The organism is Streptomyces sp. NPDC047869, from assembly GCF_040704065.1.
In the GTDB taxonomy this organism is placed as follows: Bacteria; Actinomycetota; Actinomycetes; order Streptomycetales; family Streptomycetaceae; genus Streptomyces.
This window is the reverse complement of the sequence record NZ_JBEYRK010000004.1, coordinates 252653-267165: the sequence shown is the minus strand read 5'-3', so window position 1 is coordinate 267165 and position 14513 is coordinate 252653. Positions and strand designations below refer to the sequence as shown.

General features: G+C 69.9%; 13 protein-coding genes. 4 read left to right on the top strand and 9 right to left on the bottom strand.

What is annotated here, in order from left to right:
* Nucleotides 1–9 precede the first annotated feature (9 nt).
* Nucleotides 10–228: a zinc ribbon domain-containing protein gene (locus AB0924_RS08060; RefSeq protein WP_366910946.1), complete on the top strand. Its 219-nt coding sequence runs from the start codon at nt 10–12 to the stop codon at nt 226–228.
* On the opposite strand, the gene AB0924_RS08055 is transcribed toward AB0924_RS08060, so the two are convergent.
* The 3 genes from AB0924_RS08055 to AB0924_RS08045 are packed head-to-tail and all read right to left on the bottom strand — an operon-like array spanning nt 229 to nt 4707.
* Nucleotides 229–1059, bottom strand: a complete 831-nt coding sequence (locus AB0924_RS08055) for an HAD family hydrolase (protein WP_366910945.1) — start codon at nt 1057–1059, stop codon at nt 229–231. It abuts the gene before it with no gap.
* Nucleotides 1059–3518, bottom strand: coding sequence for a phosphoribosyltransferase (locus tag AB0924_RS08050; protein ID WP_366910944.1), 2460 nt, complete (start codon nt 3516–3518; stop codon nt 1059–1061). The genes AB0924_RS08055 and AB0924_RS08050 overlap by 1 nt, the downstream gene beginning before the upstream one ends.
* 22 nt (nt 3519–3540) lie before the next feature.
* Entirely contained in the window at nt 3541–4707 is a 1167-nt protein-coding gene (locus AB0924_RS08045; protein WP_358927187.1) for an HpcH/HpaI aldolase/citrate lyase family protein, read from the bottom strand.
* A gap of 176 nt (nt 4708–4883) precedes the next feature.
* Here AB0924_RS08045 and AB0924_RS08040 point away from each other — a divergent pair, with 176 nt between their 5' ends.
* Nucleotides 4884–5693, top strand: a complete 810-nt coding sequence (locus tag AB0924_RS08040; protein ID WP_366910943.1) for a TerD family protein — start codon at nt 4884–4886, stop codon at nt 5691–5693.
* A 3-nt stretch (nt 5694–5696) separates the two neighbouring features.
* On the opposite strand, the gene AB0924_RS08035 is transcribed toward AB0924_RS08040, so the two are convergent.
* From AB0924_RS08035 to AB0924_RS08010, 6 genes are all read right to left on the bottom strand, one after another.
* Nucleotides 5697–6434: a Tellurium resistance gene (locus tag AB0924_RS08035; protein WP_358927376.1), complete on the bottom strand. Its 738-nt coding sequence runs from the start codon at nt 6432–6434 to the stop codon at nt 5697–5699.
* A gap of 178 nt (nt 6435–6612) precedes the next feature.
* Complete coding sequence (locus tag AB0924_RS08030; RefSeq protein ID WP_358927189.1) at nt 6613–7752, bottom strand: DUF475 domain-containing protein; 1140 nt, start codon at nt 7750–7752, stop codon at nt 6613–6615.
* Between the two features lie 255 nt (nt 7753–8007).
* Nucleotides 8008–8586 (bottom strand): TerD family protein, encoded by a 579-nt coding sequence (locus AB0924_RS08025; RefSeq protein ID WP_358927190.1) that lies wholly within the window; start codon nt 8584–8586, stop codon nt 8008–8010.
* Between the two features lie 98 nt (nt 8587–8684).
* A complete protein-coding gene (locus tag AB0924_RS08020) occupies nt 8685–9260 on the bottom strand; it encodes a calcium homeostasis/redox stress adaptation protein (protein ID WP_358927191.1) in 576 nt (191 codons plus the stop codon).
* 114 nt (nt 9261–9374) lie between these two features.
* Entirely contained in the window at nt 9375–9833 is a 459-nt protein-coding gene (locus AB0924_RS08015; RefSeq protein WP_358927192.1) for a peroxiredoxin, read from the bottom strand.
* A 126-nt stretch (nt 9834–9959) separates the two neighbouring features.
* Nucleotides 9960–10397 carry a DUF3052 domain-containing protein gene (locus AB0924_RS08010; RefSeq protein ID WP_358927193.1) on the bottom strand — a complete coding sequence of 146 codons (438 nt, stop codon included), beginning with the start codon at nt 10395–10397 and terminating at the stop codon, nt 9960–9962.
* A gap of 406 nt (nt 10398–10803) precedes the next feature.
* Here AB0924_RS08010 and aceE point away from each other — a divergent pair, with 406 nt between their 5' ends.
* A complete protein-coding gene (aceE, locus tag AB0924_RS08005; RefSeq protein WP_358927194.1) occupies nt 10804–13551 on the top strand; it encodes a pyruvate dehydrogenase (acetyl-transferring), homodimeric type in 2748 nt (915 codons plus the stop codon).
* An 87-nt stretch (nt 13552–13638) separates the two neighbouring features.
* Nucleotides 13639–14382 carry a potassium channel family protein gene (locus AB0924_RS08000; RefSeq protein WP_358927195.1) on the top strand — a complete coding sequence of 248 codons (744 nt, stop codon included), beginning with the start codon at nt 13639–13641 and terminating at the stop codon, nt 14380–14382.
* Nucleotides 14383–14513: the final 131 nt, after the last annotated feature.

Here is a 14513-nt window from a genome sequence, read left to right as displayed (position 1 = left end):
TCTGGGCGCATGCCTCGCTATGAGTACCGTTGCCGGACCTGCGGTGACACTTTCGAACTGAGCCGTCCGATGGCGGAGTCCGCCGCCCCCGCCGCCTGCCCGGCGGGCCATGACGACACGGTGAAGCTGCTGTCGACGGTGGCCGTGGGCGGTACGGCCGCCGCCCCGGCCACCGCGCCGGGCACGGGCGGTGGCGGCGGCTGCTGCGGCGGGGGCTGCTGCGGCTGATCAGCGGGACGGGCCGGCCGGTGTTTCGCCCCGGGCGGCCCGCAGGAGCTCCCGGGTGATCCGTTCGCCGGCGAGCACGCCCCGCTCGGGCAGGGCGGTGATGGCCGGTGCGGTCCACTGACTGTCGGCCAGTTCGCCGTGTCCGGGCCGCCAGCCCCGGTCGGCGGCGAGGAGCAGGTCGGCGTCGAGGAGGGAGTCCCCGGCCGCCAGGGTCAGCTCCGCTCCGGTGCGGCGGGCGACCTCGCGTACGGCCGCGCTCTTGGTGAGCGGCTTGGGGACGGCGTAGATCTTGCGGCCCTGGAGGGAGACCGTCCAGCCGCGGGGCTCCGCCCAGGCCGCCAGTTCCTTCACCCAGTCCTCGGGGAGCAGTTCGCGCTCGACGACGAGGTAGGCGAAGAGGTCCTCGGCGATCCGGTGCTTGCGGACCCAGACGGGGTCGGCGGTCCGCATCAGGTGCTCGCGGATCTCGTCCAGCGGCGCGCACTCGTCGGCGAGGCGTGCCAGTACGCGCGCGTGCCAGTCGTGGTCGGTGGCCCCGTCGACGAGCAGGTGTCCGCCGTTGGCGCAGATCGCGTAGGCCGGCTGGGGGCCGGGCAGGTTGATGCGCTGGTACTGCTTGCGGGTCCGGGTCGTGGTGGGCACGAAGACGGCCGCGTCGCCGAGGTCGGTGAGCAGCTGGGCCGCCGTCTCGGTCATGTAGGACAGGGGTCTGCTCTCGTGGACCTCGACGCAGAGCAGGCGGGGGGCCCGTGCGTCGGGCATGGTCAGGGCCAGGGCGGCGGCGGAGTAGATCAGGGTGCGGTCGAGGTCGCTCGCCACGAGTACCGGCATCAGACGTTCACCGCCCGGCCGTCGGCGCCGGTGGCGCCCCGGGTGTACTGGGGGTGGATGAGTCCGACGCAGGTGTAGGGCAGTTCGCCGACCTCCTCGACCGGTACGCCGCGTTGTTCGGCGAGCAGGCGTACGTGGTCGAGGTCGGGGCCGGCGCCGGCCTTGGCGAGGATCTTCCAGGGCACGCGGCGCAGCAGTACCCGGGTGGTCTCGCCGACGCCGGGTTTGACGAGGTTGACGTCGTGGATGCCGTACTCCTCGCTGATCCGCTCGACGGCCCGCCAGCCGGCCCAGGTGGGGGTTCGGTCCTCGGTCATGAGTTCCTTGACGGCGCTGTCGACGGTGCCGGTGACTTCCTGGAAGCGGGCGCCGACGGCGTCCAGGAAGGTCATGGAGAGGTCGGCGCCGGCGAGTTCGCGGTAGAACTTCGCGCCGTGGAAGTCGCCGGGGCCGACCAGGTCGGCGCGCAGGACGGTGCGGGAGATCAGGCCGGAGACGGTGGAGTTGAGGCAGGCGGAGGGGATGAGGAAGTCCTCGCGGGTGCCGTAGGTGCGTACGCAGGAGCCGGGGTCGGCGAGGACGGCGATCTCCGGGTCGAAGCCGGTGATGCCCTCGGTCTTCTCGAACTCCTCTATCGCCTGGGCGAGTTCGCGGGTGATGGCGCCCTTGCCGGTCCAGCCGTCGACGAAGACGACGTCCCGGGGGTCGTGGTGGGCGGCCAGCCAGCGCAGCGCGTTGGCGTCGATGCCGCGGCCGCGGACGATGGAGACGGCGTAGTGCGCGAGGTCCAGGCCGTGCCGGAACTGGGCCCAGCGGCGCATCAGGATGCCGACGGGGGTGCCGGCGCGGGCGAGCGACACCAGTACGGGGCGGGGTGAGCCCTCGTTGAGGACGGTCTCGGTGACGACTCCGACGGCGTGTGCGATCCGGGCGGCCGAGGCGTCCAGGGCGGCGTGGAACAGCTGCTGGTACTGCTCGCTGGGCTGGTATTCCACGGGGAGTGATTCGGCGTAGTGGGCCCCGCCGCTCTGGATGGCCTCCTCCCGCTCCTCGGTCGGCGCCTCGAGGGTGACGTCCGAGAGGTCCCGCAGCAGCCAGCCGACCTCGTCGGGCGGGTACGAGGAGAAGGCGGGGCCGCGGAGGGGCTCGGACAGCATGGCCGGCCTTTCGGAGGTGGTGGAGGGGGCCGTGGGGACGTAGGAGGGGACGACGGCGAGCAGGACGTGCGGGGTGTGGGCGGCGAGGCGGGCCGGCAGGCCGTCGCGGGCGTGCAGTGCGGGGGTGTCGGCGACCGAGTCGACGACGGCGACGACGGCGTCGAAGCCGGCGCCCGCGACGTTGTAGGCGTATCGCTCGCCGGGGCCGTCGGCGGGGTCGTCGTGGGCGGGGAAGACCAGGCGGGTGCGGATCGCGTAGCCGGGGTCGTCGACGGCGAGGACGGGTGAGCGGGTGGTGGTGGAGAAGCGCACCTCGGTGTCCGGGGCGATCTGCTCCAGTTCGCGGGCGAGGCGCAGCGGGGCGTACATCAGCTCCTCGAAGCCGAGCACGAGGACGTGCCGGGCGCCGGCGGGCAGTGCTTCGGCGATCCGGGCCGCCATGGCGGGCAGGGCGGCTTGCAGGCGGGCGCGGTGCGCGGGGGTGAAGCCGTGCCGGCCGCCGTCGGGCAGGCCGTGGGGCCAGCGCAGGTCGACGCGGGTGATCCGGCCGCGGGGCGGTTCGGGTGTCTCGTCGGGCCGGGCGGTCTCGTGCTGTGCGACGAGCTCGCGGCCCCGGTCGAGGACGTCGTCGGGCAGCCGTACGGTGCCGGAGGCGGCGGCGATCAGGTCGACGCGGGCGCCGATGCCGTCCGCGAACCGGTGCAGGCGTGCGGTGTCCTCGGGTGAGCGCATGTCGACCAGGGCGACCACCACGTACCGCGCGCGCGGGTGGCGGGCGTGCAGGTCGCGGATGGTGTTGAGGACCGTGTTGCCGGTGGAGAACTCGTCGTCGACCAGGACCAGCGGGCCGTCGCCGGACAGCAGGGCGGGGTCCTCGGGGAGCAGCAGGTGGGAGGTGGCGTGGCTGTGGGACTCCTCGAAGCCGCCGGCGGGGGCGATGCCGGTCACGGGGCGGCGGGTGGAGTGCAGGTACGGGGCGAGGCCCAGGCCGTCGGCGACCGCGTGGCCGAGGCCGGTGGCGGTCTCCGCGTAGCCGAGGACGACGGCGGAGGCGGCCGCCGTCTCGCCGAGCAGCGCGCGGACCCGGCGGCCCAGCCGGAATCCATGGCCGTAGACCACGGAGGGTGACTGGGGTACGTGTTTGCCGAGCACGTTGGAGACCAGCAGGTGGGCCCGCTTGGGGTTGCGGCGCAGCGCGAGTCCGAGCAGGTCCGGCAGCCCGTCGTCGCCCTCCAGTCCGACTCCGAGCCGCTCGGCGACCCAGGTGCCGGACCAGACCCCGTCGTTCACTGCGTTGTTCATGCGTTCCTTGGGTTGGGAGGGGTCAGCCGGGTATTCCGGCGGTGAGCAGTTCGACGAAGCCGACGTCCTCGCCGGCCACGCCGAACACCTCGGCGCGCAGGAGGGTGCGTTCGGCCCAGGCGCGGTGCGGTTTCACTTCGTTCATCTTGTTCGTGTAGGCCGACCGGAGTACACCCCCGCCGCCGCGTTCCGGCCGGAGGATGTCCGCCGCGTCGCTGAACTCCTCGTGGCTGACCACGGACAGCGCGTGCACGGGCAGGACGTGGGAGGGGTGGATGCAGGTCTTGCCGAGCAGGCCGTTGGCCTGGTCGAGGGAGATCTCCCGGAGCAGTCCGTCCATGGCGTGCTCGATGAGCTTCTCGCGCAGGTCGACGGCCTGCACCTCAAGGAAGGGGCTCTGCCGCAGCTGTGGCTTGAACATGCGCTCGGGGACCCGGAAGTACTCCCAGACGGGGCCGGTGACGGTGAATCCGCTGCCGTCGGCGCGGCCGAGCATGTTGACGACGTCGGCGATCACGGAGGCGACGATCTGGACGTCGTAGGCGGTCATGTCGGGGGCCCGGCGCAGGCCGTAGGAGGAGCAGAAGTCGGTGACGCCGAGGCGCAGGGCGAGAACCCGGTCGCGGTGCTTGCCGACGGCGCGGGCGATGCCCTCCAGAGTGTCCACTCGGCTCTCGCGGTAGAGCAGCTCGGGCGACTCGAGGACGGGCATGGCGAAGAGCCGGCGTCCGCTCTCGGCCTCGGCGAGGGCGAGAGCCTCGAGGAAGGGGTTGCCGCGTTCCTCGGTGAACTTGGGCAGGACGAAGCCGGACAGCAGCCGTACGGAGGGTCCGAGGCGCCGGACGAGGTCGGGGATCTGTTCGGGGATCCGTACCCGGATGAACAGCAGGGGCGGTTCGGCTCCCGTGCGGGAGTCGAGCTCGGCGAACTGCCGGACGAGGTTCTCCTCGCCCTCGGCGACGTCCGCGTCGCTGATGGAGTCCTCCAGGCACAGCACCATCGAGACCACGCCGTTGCCGGCCTGTTTGACGATGTCGTCGGCCAGTTGCGGCCGGGTGGCCGGGCTGTACAGCGTGGCGCCCAGGGCCGCGGAGAGCAGCCGGCCCGGGGAGTCGGCGGTGAACTCGCACGGCTCCTGATGGAAGAGACGCTTCCGCACCTCGGGGGCGATGTGCCCGAAATGACGCATACGGCTCCTTAGGGGTCCGGGTCGGACCTCTGGATTCGGTAAAGGGTGGCCGGTAATAGTACGTAGGGATCCATGTCGGAGGTTCCCTCCGGCCATGAACTTCCGGTAACCGGCCCGCGTCGGCGCCACCACACCCCGCATTGTCGTGGCCAGGACCCAGAAGGCAGGATGACGGCATGACGCACGCGATGCTGAAGGGGTCCAACGTCCCGCTCGAGGCCACCACGGTGCGCGCCGTGCTGCGCTGGACGCCCGGGCAGGGGGTTCCGGACGTGGACGCCTCGGCGCTGCTGCTGGGCCAGGACGGCCGTGTGCGCTCCGACGAGGACTTCGTGTTCTACAACCAGCCCCGGCACCCCTCGGGGAAGGTCTGGCGGCTGGGCAAGAAGCGGGCCCCGGAGGGCCTGACGGACACGATCCAGTCCGATCTCGCGGGTGTGGAGCCCGGTGTGAGCCGTGTTCTGCTGGTCGCCTCGGCGGACGGGGTCTCCTTCGACCAGGTCCCGGCCCTGTGCATCCTGCTGTACGACGCCGCCGTCGCCGACGGGGAGCCGCTGGCCCATTTCGAGATCAAGCCGGAGACGGGTGCGGAGACCGCCCTGATCTGCGGTGAGCTGTACCGGCGCGGCGAGGGCTGGAAGTTCCGCGCGCTGGGTGAGGGCTATTCGAACGGTCTGCGGGGCCTGGCCACGGACTTCGGTATCTCGGTGGACGAGTCGGAGGTGGAGGAGCCGCGGCAGGCCCCGCCGGAGACGACGTCCCAGCCCCTTCCGCCGGAGCGGCCGACGACGGCGGTGCCGGCCCAGCCGGCGTACGGCTATCCGCAGACGGCGTCGCCCCGGCAGCCGGCGTACGGCTATCCGCAGCCGGCCTCGGGGCTGCCCGCCTACGGCCATCCCGAGGCCCAGCCGCATCCGGCGCCGGCGGCTCCGCTGGACCCGGACTTCCGGCTGCCGCCCCAGGGGCCGCAGTTCATCGGCCGGTAGGGCTTACTGCTCCACCTTCGACTTGTAGCCCCGCCCCCAGGTCAGTCCCCATCCGTACAGCCGGTCCAGTTCGCCCTGGAAGCCGTAGACGAACTTCACCTCGCGCCGGACGACCAGTTCCCCCTTCACGTTCTCGATCATCACGACCGCGCAGGACCGGGCCTGGGGGTGGCGTTCGTCCAGGCCTATCTCGATGCGGGGCCCGTTGCTGGGGTAGAGCGTGACGATGGCGTGGGTGCGGTCGAAGGCCGGTGTGCGGTCGTAGATGTACACGAACACCAGCAGCCGCTTGATGGCGTCCCGGTGGTCCAGGTTGACGTACATGGTCTCGCCGGACGCCGAGCCGAACCGGTCGTCGCCGCTGAGCTTGATGTACGGCGGCGCGTTGACGTCGCCGAGGTAGCCGCCGAGGGGCTGGACGACCCCCTTGGTGCCGTCGGTCAGCTCGTACAGGCAGCCCAGGTCGAGGTCGACGTTGACCATGCTCTCCCCGTGGCCGAGCACCTCCGGTGGCTTCAGTGCCCGGAAGGGGTGCCGGAAGAGGCTGGTGCGCTGGGTGACGTCGAAGTCGGAGGTCCGCATCCGCCAGGTCAGGTTGACGCGCAGGTGGCCGGTGGCCGCGTCCTGTTTGGTGAGGGACACCTGCTGGTGCCGCCGGGTCAGTTCGATCGCGTTGCTCGCGGCGCTGCCCGAGTCGAACTCGGCGGCGCGTCCGCCGCGCAGCCCGTCGAAGAATCCCATTCCCGCCCCCAGGTACTCGTCTCGAACGCCGTCGGGGCGGCCGACCACGTCGGCCGCCCCGATCAGAGCGTTCCTCACGGCGCGGGGCGTCACACCCCGTCACGTCCCTGATCTTGCCCCTACGGCCTCCCGCCGGTCCGATCCGGACGAACGGGGCCCCGGGGGCCCATCAGGGCGGTCAGACCCCGGAGGAGACCTCCGCCTTCTCGTCGGAGCCCTCGCCCGCCGCCGCGAGGGCGCGGTTGCGTCGGACGGAGGACCAGAAGGACCAGGCGATCAGGACGACGCCGACGAGACCGGTGATGACCTCGTTGATCTCGTACTGGATCGTGACCATGAGGATCACGGCCAGGGCGCCGATGGCGTAGTGGGCGCCGTGCTCCAGGTAGACGTAGTCGTCGAGGGTGCCCTGGCGGACCAGGTACACGGTCAGGGACCGGACGTACATCGCGCCGATGCCGAGGCCGAGGGCCATCAGGACGATGTCGTTGGTGATGGCGAAGGCGCCGATCACACCGTCGAAGGAGAAGGACGCGTCCAGGACCTCGAGGTAGAGGAACATGAAGAACGCCGCCTGGCCGGCCAGGACGACCGGCGAGCGCTTCTTGCCGGAGCGTGCGGCCTCTTCCTCCTCCTCGTGCTCGCGCTCCTCCTGCTCCTCGAGCCGGTCCTCGAAGAAGCCGGAGAGGCCGCCGACGATCATGTAGGTGATCAGGCCGGCGATGCCGGCGATCAGGACCGTCTGCGCCTTGTCGACGTGGGCGCCGCCGTGCTGGTGGGCGTGGGTCGCGAAGGTGAAGGCGGTGATGAGCAGGACGATCAGGGCGATGCAGACCGACAGCATGTCGACCTTGCCGAGCTTGGCGAGCGGCCGCTCGATCCAGCGCAGCCACTGGATGTCCCGGTCCTCGAAGATGAAGTCCAGGAAGATCATCAGCAGGAACATGCCACCGAACGCGGCGATCGCCGGGTGGGCGTCGGTGACGAGTTCCTGGTAGCGGTCCTTGTTGTTGAGCGCGAGGTCGACGGCCTCGATCGGGCCCATCTTGGCGCTGATCGCGACGATGACGACGGGGAAGACCAGCCGCATACCGAAGACCGCGATGAGGACGCCGACGGTGAGGAAGACCTTCTGCCAGAAGGCGTTCATCTTCTTCAGGATTCCGGCGTTGACCACCGCGTTGTCGAACGACAGCGAGATCTCGAGGACGGCGAGGATCGCCACGATCCCGAAGGCGGTCCACCCCCCGTAGAACGCGGCCGCGACCAGGCCGAGCGCGGTGACCGCGAACGACCAGCCGAAGGTTTTCAGAAGCACTGGCTACCCCATCATGTTGTGGGGGCACCTCCCAGACGATGTCTGGGGGGAGAGTTTCCCCCGCGCCGTACTCGGCTTTGCTAAATGTTGACCACGAGTCTAGAGGGGCGCTCCGCCGACGGGGGCGGGGAGGGGACCTCCGTCACAACGCCGCAGGTCCCCGCCTCGTGCCGACAGCGCGCCCCGGCCCCTCGACGGTCATGGGGACGGGAGAGGTGGACCCGGAGACCTCGTTCGCACACGCCGTGTCCGGCTTCAGGAGACGTTGACCCCGAAATCCAGGGCGATGCCCCGCAGTCCCGACGCGTACCCCTGTCCGACGGCCCGGAACTTCCACTCGCTCTGGTAGCGGTACAGCTCGCCGAAGATCATGGCGGTCTCGGTGGAGGCGTCCTCGCTCAGGTCGTAGCGGGCCAGTTCCTGGCCGTCGGCCTGGTTGACCACGCGGATGAAGGCGTTGGAGACCTGGCCGAAGGTCTGGCCGCGCTCGTCGGCGGCGTGGATCGAGACGGGGAAGATGATCTTCTCGCACTGGAGGGGGACCTTGGTCAGGTCCACCAGGATCGATTCGTCGTCACCCTCGCCCTCACCGGTGAGGTTGTCGCCGGTGTGCTCGACCGAGCCGTCGGGGCTCGTGAGCTGGTTGTAGAACACGAACCAGTCGTCGCCCAGCACCCGGTTCCCGGCGCCGCACAGCAGGGCACTGGCGTCCAGGTCGAAGGGGGCGCCCGTGGTGGAGCGCGCGTCCCAGCCGAGCCCGATCATGACGTTGGTGAGGTTCGGTGCGGCCTTGGAGAGGGAGACGTTGCCTCCCTTGGCGAGCGTGACGCCCATGATGCTGGTCCTCCCCTAGTGGTGCTTGTTTGGTTGTCCTGCACGTCCGGCGCCGCCCGTAAACGGTGCGGCGCCGGAAGCTGGTGCTGTCGTACGCGTCAGACGTTGACGCCGAAGTCCTGGGCGATGCCGCGCAGACCCGAGGCGTACCCCTGGCCGATGGCGCGGAACTTCCACTCCGCGCCGTGCCGGTACAGCTCGCCGAAGACCATGGCGGTCTCGGTGGACGCGTCCTCGCTGAGGTCGTAGCGCGCGATCTCCTGCTCGCCCGCCTGGTTCACCACGCGGATGAACGCGTTGCGGACCTGACCGAAGGACTGCTGGCGGTTCTCGGCGTCGTAGATCGACACCGGGAAGACGATCTTCTCGACGTCGGCCGGGACGCCGACCAGATTGATCTTGATCTGTTCGTCGTCGCCCTCGCCCTCACCGGTGATGTTGTCACCGGTGTGCTCGACCGAGCCGTCGGGGCTCTTGAGGTTGTTGAAGAAGACGAAGTGCTGGTCGCTCGCGACCTTGCCGGCGTTGTTCAGCAGCAGCGCGCTGGCGTCGAGGTCGAAGTCGGTGCCGGTCGTGGTGCGCACGTCCCACCCCAGACCGACGATGACGGCGGTCAGGCCCGGGGCCTCCTTCGTCAGCGATACGTTGCCGCCCTTGCTGAGGCTGACTCCCACGGGTCCTCCATGTGGTGTTCAGGGGCGGGAAGCCCCGTCGTGCTTCGGATATGGGATCAACGTGCCGATCCTAGTGACGGGTTCCCGCTCTCCGCAGGCCCTGACCCCGGAGGATCACAGGGTGTCGAGCGCCTTCACGTACTCGTTCAGGTCCCGGGCGTCCGGAAGTCCGTTGACCACGGTCCACCGCACGACGCCCTCCTTGTCGATGATGAAGGTGCCCCGGACGGCGCAGCCCTTGTCCTCGTCGAAGACGCCGTAGGCGCGCGAGACGTTGCCGTGCGGCCAGAAGTCGCTCAGCAGCGGGTACTCCAGGCCCTCCTGCTCGGCGAATACGCGCAGGGTGTGGATGGAGTCGTTGGAGACGGCGAGGAGCTGGGTGTCGCGGTCGGCGAACCTCGGCAGGTTGTCGCGCAGCTCGCACAGCTCGCCGGTGCACACGCCGGTGAAGGCGAAGGGGTAGAAGAGCAGCACCACGTTCTTCTCGCCGCGGAAGTCGGCGAGGTTCACGGTGCGGCCGTGGTTGTCCTTGAGCTCGAAATCGGGCGCCTTGTCGCCGACCTGGATCGCCATCGTCGTGCATCCCTTCGGTGGGCTGTTCGGGTCAGAGCGCGGCAAGCGCTCGGCTCCACCCTACGCAGCGATCACCGGGGGGTCCGCGGCGGCCGGACCGGGCCCTCGGGCCCGGTCCGGCGGCGGTCACTTCTTCGACTTGGCGGCCTTCGGCGTCGCCAGGCGGCTGCCGCTCCAGTCCTTGCCGACGCTGACGCTCTTGGACGCGGTCAGGCCGGCGGTGGTCGCGGCCTCCGAGATGTCACTCGGCTCCACGTACCCGCTGCGGCCGGTCTTCGGCGTGAGCAGCAGGATGGCGCCACCCTCCTCGATGTACGTCGTGGCATCGACGAGCGCGTCGGTGAGATCACCGTCCTCGTCGCGATGCCACAGCACGACGGCGTCGGCCACGTCGTCATATTCCTCGTCCATCAGGTCGCCCTCGATGGCTTCCTCGATGGCCTCGCGGAGCTCCTGATCGACGTCGTCGTCGTAGCCGATCTCCTGGACCACCTGCCCGGGCTGGAACCCCAGCCTGGCGGCAGGGTTCGTCCGCTCCTCCGCGTGGTCCGCGGTCGCGCTCACGGTTTGCCTCCTGATCAGTCTTGGTGAATATCTCAGCCACGCGCGTGCGCGAAGCATTGGCCGTAGTCCACACGGGCGGGACGGATCGCGCAAGTACCCGGCCGTCCGGACCGCCGAAACGGTGACGATCCCGGCCGTGTCGGCGCAACTCCTGGCACCGTATCCCGATTCATCGCGACCCACATCACACGCTTGTGCCCGCTTTGTTCCATTCGGAATCATCCAGTCAAACGACTCTCGAACAAGTTTGGCAAGCCTGTCACACCTCGGGCGTATCGTTGCGTTTTGACCGACCCTGTGTGCTGGTTACCCCACGGTAGAGATGACGTACGCCTTCCCGAGGTACACGATGGGGAACGGTGTAGGCACGAGTGAAGAAGTGGCCCTCCGACAGGTAAGGAACAGCGTGGCTTCCGGATCCGATCGCAATCCGATCATCATTGGCGGCCTTCCGAGTCAGGTGCCTGACTTCGATCCCGAAGAGACCCAGGAGTGGCTCGACTCCCTCGACGCCGCGGTCGACGAGCGCGGCCGGGAACGGGCCCGGTATCTCATGCTCCGCCTGATCGAGCGGGCCCGCGAGCGGCGCGTGGCCGTGCCCGAGATGCGCAGCACGGACTACGTCAACACGATCCCCACCCGGGCCGAGCCGTTCTTCCCGGGCAACGAGGAGATCGAGCGCAGGATCCTCAACGCGACCCGCTGGAACGCCGCCGTGATGGTCTCGCGGGCCCAGCGCCCCGGCATCGGCGTCGGCGGTCACATCGCCACCTTCGCCTCCTCCGCCTCGCTGTACGACGTGGGCTTCAACCACTTCTTCCGCGGCAAGGACGAGGGCGACGGCGGCGACCAGGTCTTCTTCCAGGGCCACGCCTCCCCCGGCATCTACGCGCGCGCGTACCTGCTCGACCGCCTCAGCGAGAGGCAGCTGGACGGCTTCCGGCAGGAGAAGTCGAAGTACCCCGACGGCCTGTCCAGCTATCCGCACCCGCGCTCCATGCCGGACTTCTGGGAGTTCCCGACCGTCTCCATGGGCCTCGGCCCGCTCGGCGCGATCTTCCAGGCGCGGATGAACCGCTACATGGAGGCGCGCGGCATCGCCGACACCTCCAAGTCGCACGTGTGGGCGTTCCTCGGCGACGGCGAGATGGACGAACCGGAGTCGCTCGGCCAGCTGAGCATCGCCGCGCGCGAGGGCCTGGACAACCTGACCTTCGTGGTCAACTGCAACCTGCAGCGCCTGGACGGCCCGGTGCGCGGCAACGGGAAGATCATCCAGGAGCTGGAGTCGGTCTTCCGGGGCGCCGGCTGGAACGTGATCAAGCTGATCTGGGACCGCTCCTGGGACCCGCTGCTCGCGCAGGACCGGGACGGCGTGCTGGTCAACAGGATGAACACCACGCCGGACGGCCAGTTCCAGACGTACGCGACCGAGACCGGCGCGTACATCCGCGATCACTTCTTCGGTGACGACCACCGGCTGCGCGCGATGGTCGAGAACATGAGCGACCACCAGATCCTGATGCTGGGCCGCGGCGGTCACGACCACCGGAAGATCTACGCGGCCTTCAAGGCCGCCGTGGAGCACAAGGGCCAGCCGACCGTCATCCTGGCCAAGACGGTCAAGGGGTGGACGCTGGGCCCGAACTTCGAGGGCCGCAACGCCACGCACCAGATGAAGAAGCTGACGGTCGACGACCTCAAGCGCTTCCGCGACCGGCTGCACCTGCCGATCTCCGACAAGGAGCTGGAGTCCGGCGCGCCGCCGTACTACCACCCGGGCCGGAACTCCGAGGAGATCCAGTACATGCACGACCGGCGCCGGCAGTGCGGCGGGTACGTGCCGACCCGGGTCGTCCGCTCGAAGCCGCTGGCGCTGCCGGACGACAAGACGTACGCGACCGTGAAGAAGGGCACCGGTCAGCAGTCCATCGCCACGACCATGGCGTTCGTGCGGCTGCTGAAGGACCTCATGCGGGACAAGGAGCTCGGCAGGCGGTTCGTGCTGATCGCGCCGGACGAGTACCGCACGTTCGGCATGGACTCGTTCTTCCCGAGCGCGAAGATCTACAACCCGCTCGGCCAGCAGTACGAGGCGGTCGACCGTGATCTGCTGCTCGCGTACAAGGAGTCGCCGACCGGCCAGATGCTGCACGACGGCATCTCCGAGGCGGGCTGCACGGCCTCGCTGGTCGCGGCCGGTTCCGCCTACGCCACGCACGGCGAGCCGCTGATCCCGGTGTACGTCTTCTACTCGATGTTCGGTTTCCAGCGCACCGGTGACCAGTTCTGGCAGATGGCCGACCAGCTCGCACGCGGATTCGTACTGGGCGCGACCGCCGGGCGTACCACCCTGACGGGTGAGGGTCTGCAGCACGCGGACGGCCACTCGCAGCTCCTCGCCTCGACCAACCCGGCGTGCGTGGCCTACGACCCGGCGTACGCCTACGAGATCGCGCACATCGTGCAGGACGGCCTGCGCCGGATGTACGGCAGTGACGCCGAGCACCCGCACGGCGAGGACGTCTTCTACTACCTCACCGTCTACAACGAGCCCATCCGGCACCCGGCCGAGCCGGCGAACGTGGACGTCGAGGGCATCGTCAAGGGCGTGTACAAGCTGAGCGAGGGCACCGGCGGCTCGATCCCGGCGCAGATCATGGCGTCCGGTGTCGCGGTGCCCTGGGCGCTGGAGGCCCAGCGGCTCCTCGCCGAGGAGTGGAACGTCAAGGCGGACGTGTGGTCGGCGACCTCGTGGAACGAGCTGCGGCGTGAGGCCGTGGCCTGCGAGCAGCACAACCTGCTGCACCCCGGGGAGGAGCAGCGGGTGCCGTACGTGACGCGGAAGCTCAGCGGCTCCGAGGGGCCGTTCGTGGCCGTGTCCGACTGGATGAGGTCGGTGCCGGACCAGATCGCGCGCTGGGTGCCGGGGACGTACCAGTCCCTCGGCGCGGACGGCTTCGGCTTCGCCGACACCCGGGGCGCGGCGCGGCGGTTCTTCCACATCGACGCGCAGTCGATCGTGGTGGGGGTGCTGACCGAACTGGCCCGGGAGGGCAAGGTCGACCGGTCCGTGCTGAAGCAGGCCATCGACCGGTACCAGCTGCTGGACGTGTCGGCGGCGGATCCGGGGGCGGCGGGCGGCGACGCGTAGCGCCGCGCGGCCCGTGACCGGGAACTGGGCGTGAGGGCGGCGGAGCCGGAGTCTCCGTCGCCCTCACGTCTTCCTTACGATGCGGCCATGGAGACGAATGCGGCGCAGGCGCGGTGGGAACGGCTCACCCAACGGCCCCTGCTGGCGCTGGCCGTGGCGTTCGCCGTCGCGTACGCCGTGCCCATCGTGGACGGTTCGGCGGGGCACTCGCTGACGGCCCTGTGCACGGGCGTGGAGTGGGTGGTGTGGGGCGCCTTCGCCGTGGACTACCTCATGCGGCTGGCGCTCGCGCCCCGGCGCAGGGACTTCGTGCGCCGGCACTGGCCCGATCTGTGCGCGGTGGTGCTGCCGGTGCTGCAGCCGCTCAGGCTGCTGCGGCTGGTGTCGACGCTGCTGCTGGTGGGGCGGCGGGCGCGGATGGCTCCGCAGATCCGGCTGACGACGTATGTCGTGGGGTCGGTGATCGGGCTGCTGATGTTCGGGTCGCTGGCGGTGCTGTCGGTGGAGCGGGAGTCGCCCGACGGGAACATCCGGACGCTGGGTGACGCCGTGTGGTGGTCCTTCACGACGATGACGACGGTGGGGTACGGGGATCACGCGCCGACCACCGGGCTGGGACGGATGATCGCGGTCGGGCTGATGCTGTCCGGGATCGCGTTGCTGGGTGTGGTGACGGCGAACATCGCGGCGTGGTTCATCTCGCGGTTCGAGAAGGACGACGTGGAGGAGCGGCGGCAGACGGAGGCGATCGCCGCTCTGACGGAGGAGGTGCGGTTGCTGCGGGCGGAGGTGGCTCGGCTGGCCGGGGAGCGGGAGGGGCAGCGGCGATGAGGGGTGGCTCCGACAAAGGTTGTTGAGTTCGGCTCGCTGCGGTGCCGTGAGGCCTGGCTGAGCCGTGTTCGCTGGTTGCCCCGTGCCTCGGTGAACGTCGCGAGGTTTCGCTTGCCCGCACTGCGGGGTGC

What these genes read in the sequence shown, in the direction of transcription:
- AB0924_RS08060 (WP_366910946.1), top strand. Translation starts at nt 10, where the DNA reads ATGCCTCGCTATGAGTACCGTTGCCGGACCTGCGGTGACACTTTCGAA.
- AB0924_RS08055 (WP_366910945.1), bottom strand. Translation starts at nt 1,059, where the DNA reads ATGCCGGTACTCGTGGCGAGCGACCTCGACCGCACCCTGATCTACTCC.
- AB0924_RS08050 (WP_366910944.1), bottom strand. Translation starts at nt 3,518, where the DNA reads ATGAACAACGCAGTGAACGACGGGGTCTGGTCCGGCACCTGGGTCGCC.
- AB0924_RS08045 (WP_358927187.1), bottom strand. Translation starts at nt 4,707, where the DNA reads ATGCGTCATTTCGGGCACATCGCCCCCGAGGTGCGGAAGCGTCTCTTC.
- AB0924_RS08040 (WP_366910943.1), top strand. Translation starts at nt 4,884, where the DNA reads ATGACGCACGCGATGCTGAAGGGGTCCAACGTCCCGCTCGAGGCCACC.
- AB0924_RS08035 (WP_358927376.1), bottom strand. Translation starts at nt 6,434, where the DNA reads ATGGGATTCTTCGACGGGCTGCGCGGCGGACGCGCCGCCGAGTTCGAC.
- AB0924_RS08025 (WP_358927190.1), bottom strand. Translation starts at nt 8,586, where the DNA reads ATGGGCGTCACGCTCGCCAAGGGAGGCAACGTCTCCCTCTCCAAGGCC.
- AB0924_RS08015 (WP_358927192.1), bottom strand. Translation starts at nt 9,833, where the DNA reads ATGGCGATCCAGGTCGGCGACAAGGCGCCCGATTTCGAGCTCAAGGAC.
- AB0924_RS08000 (WP_358927195.1), top strand. Translation starts at nt 13,639, where the DNA reads ATGGAGACGAATGCGGCGCAGGCGCGGTGGGAACGGCTCACCCAACGG.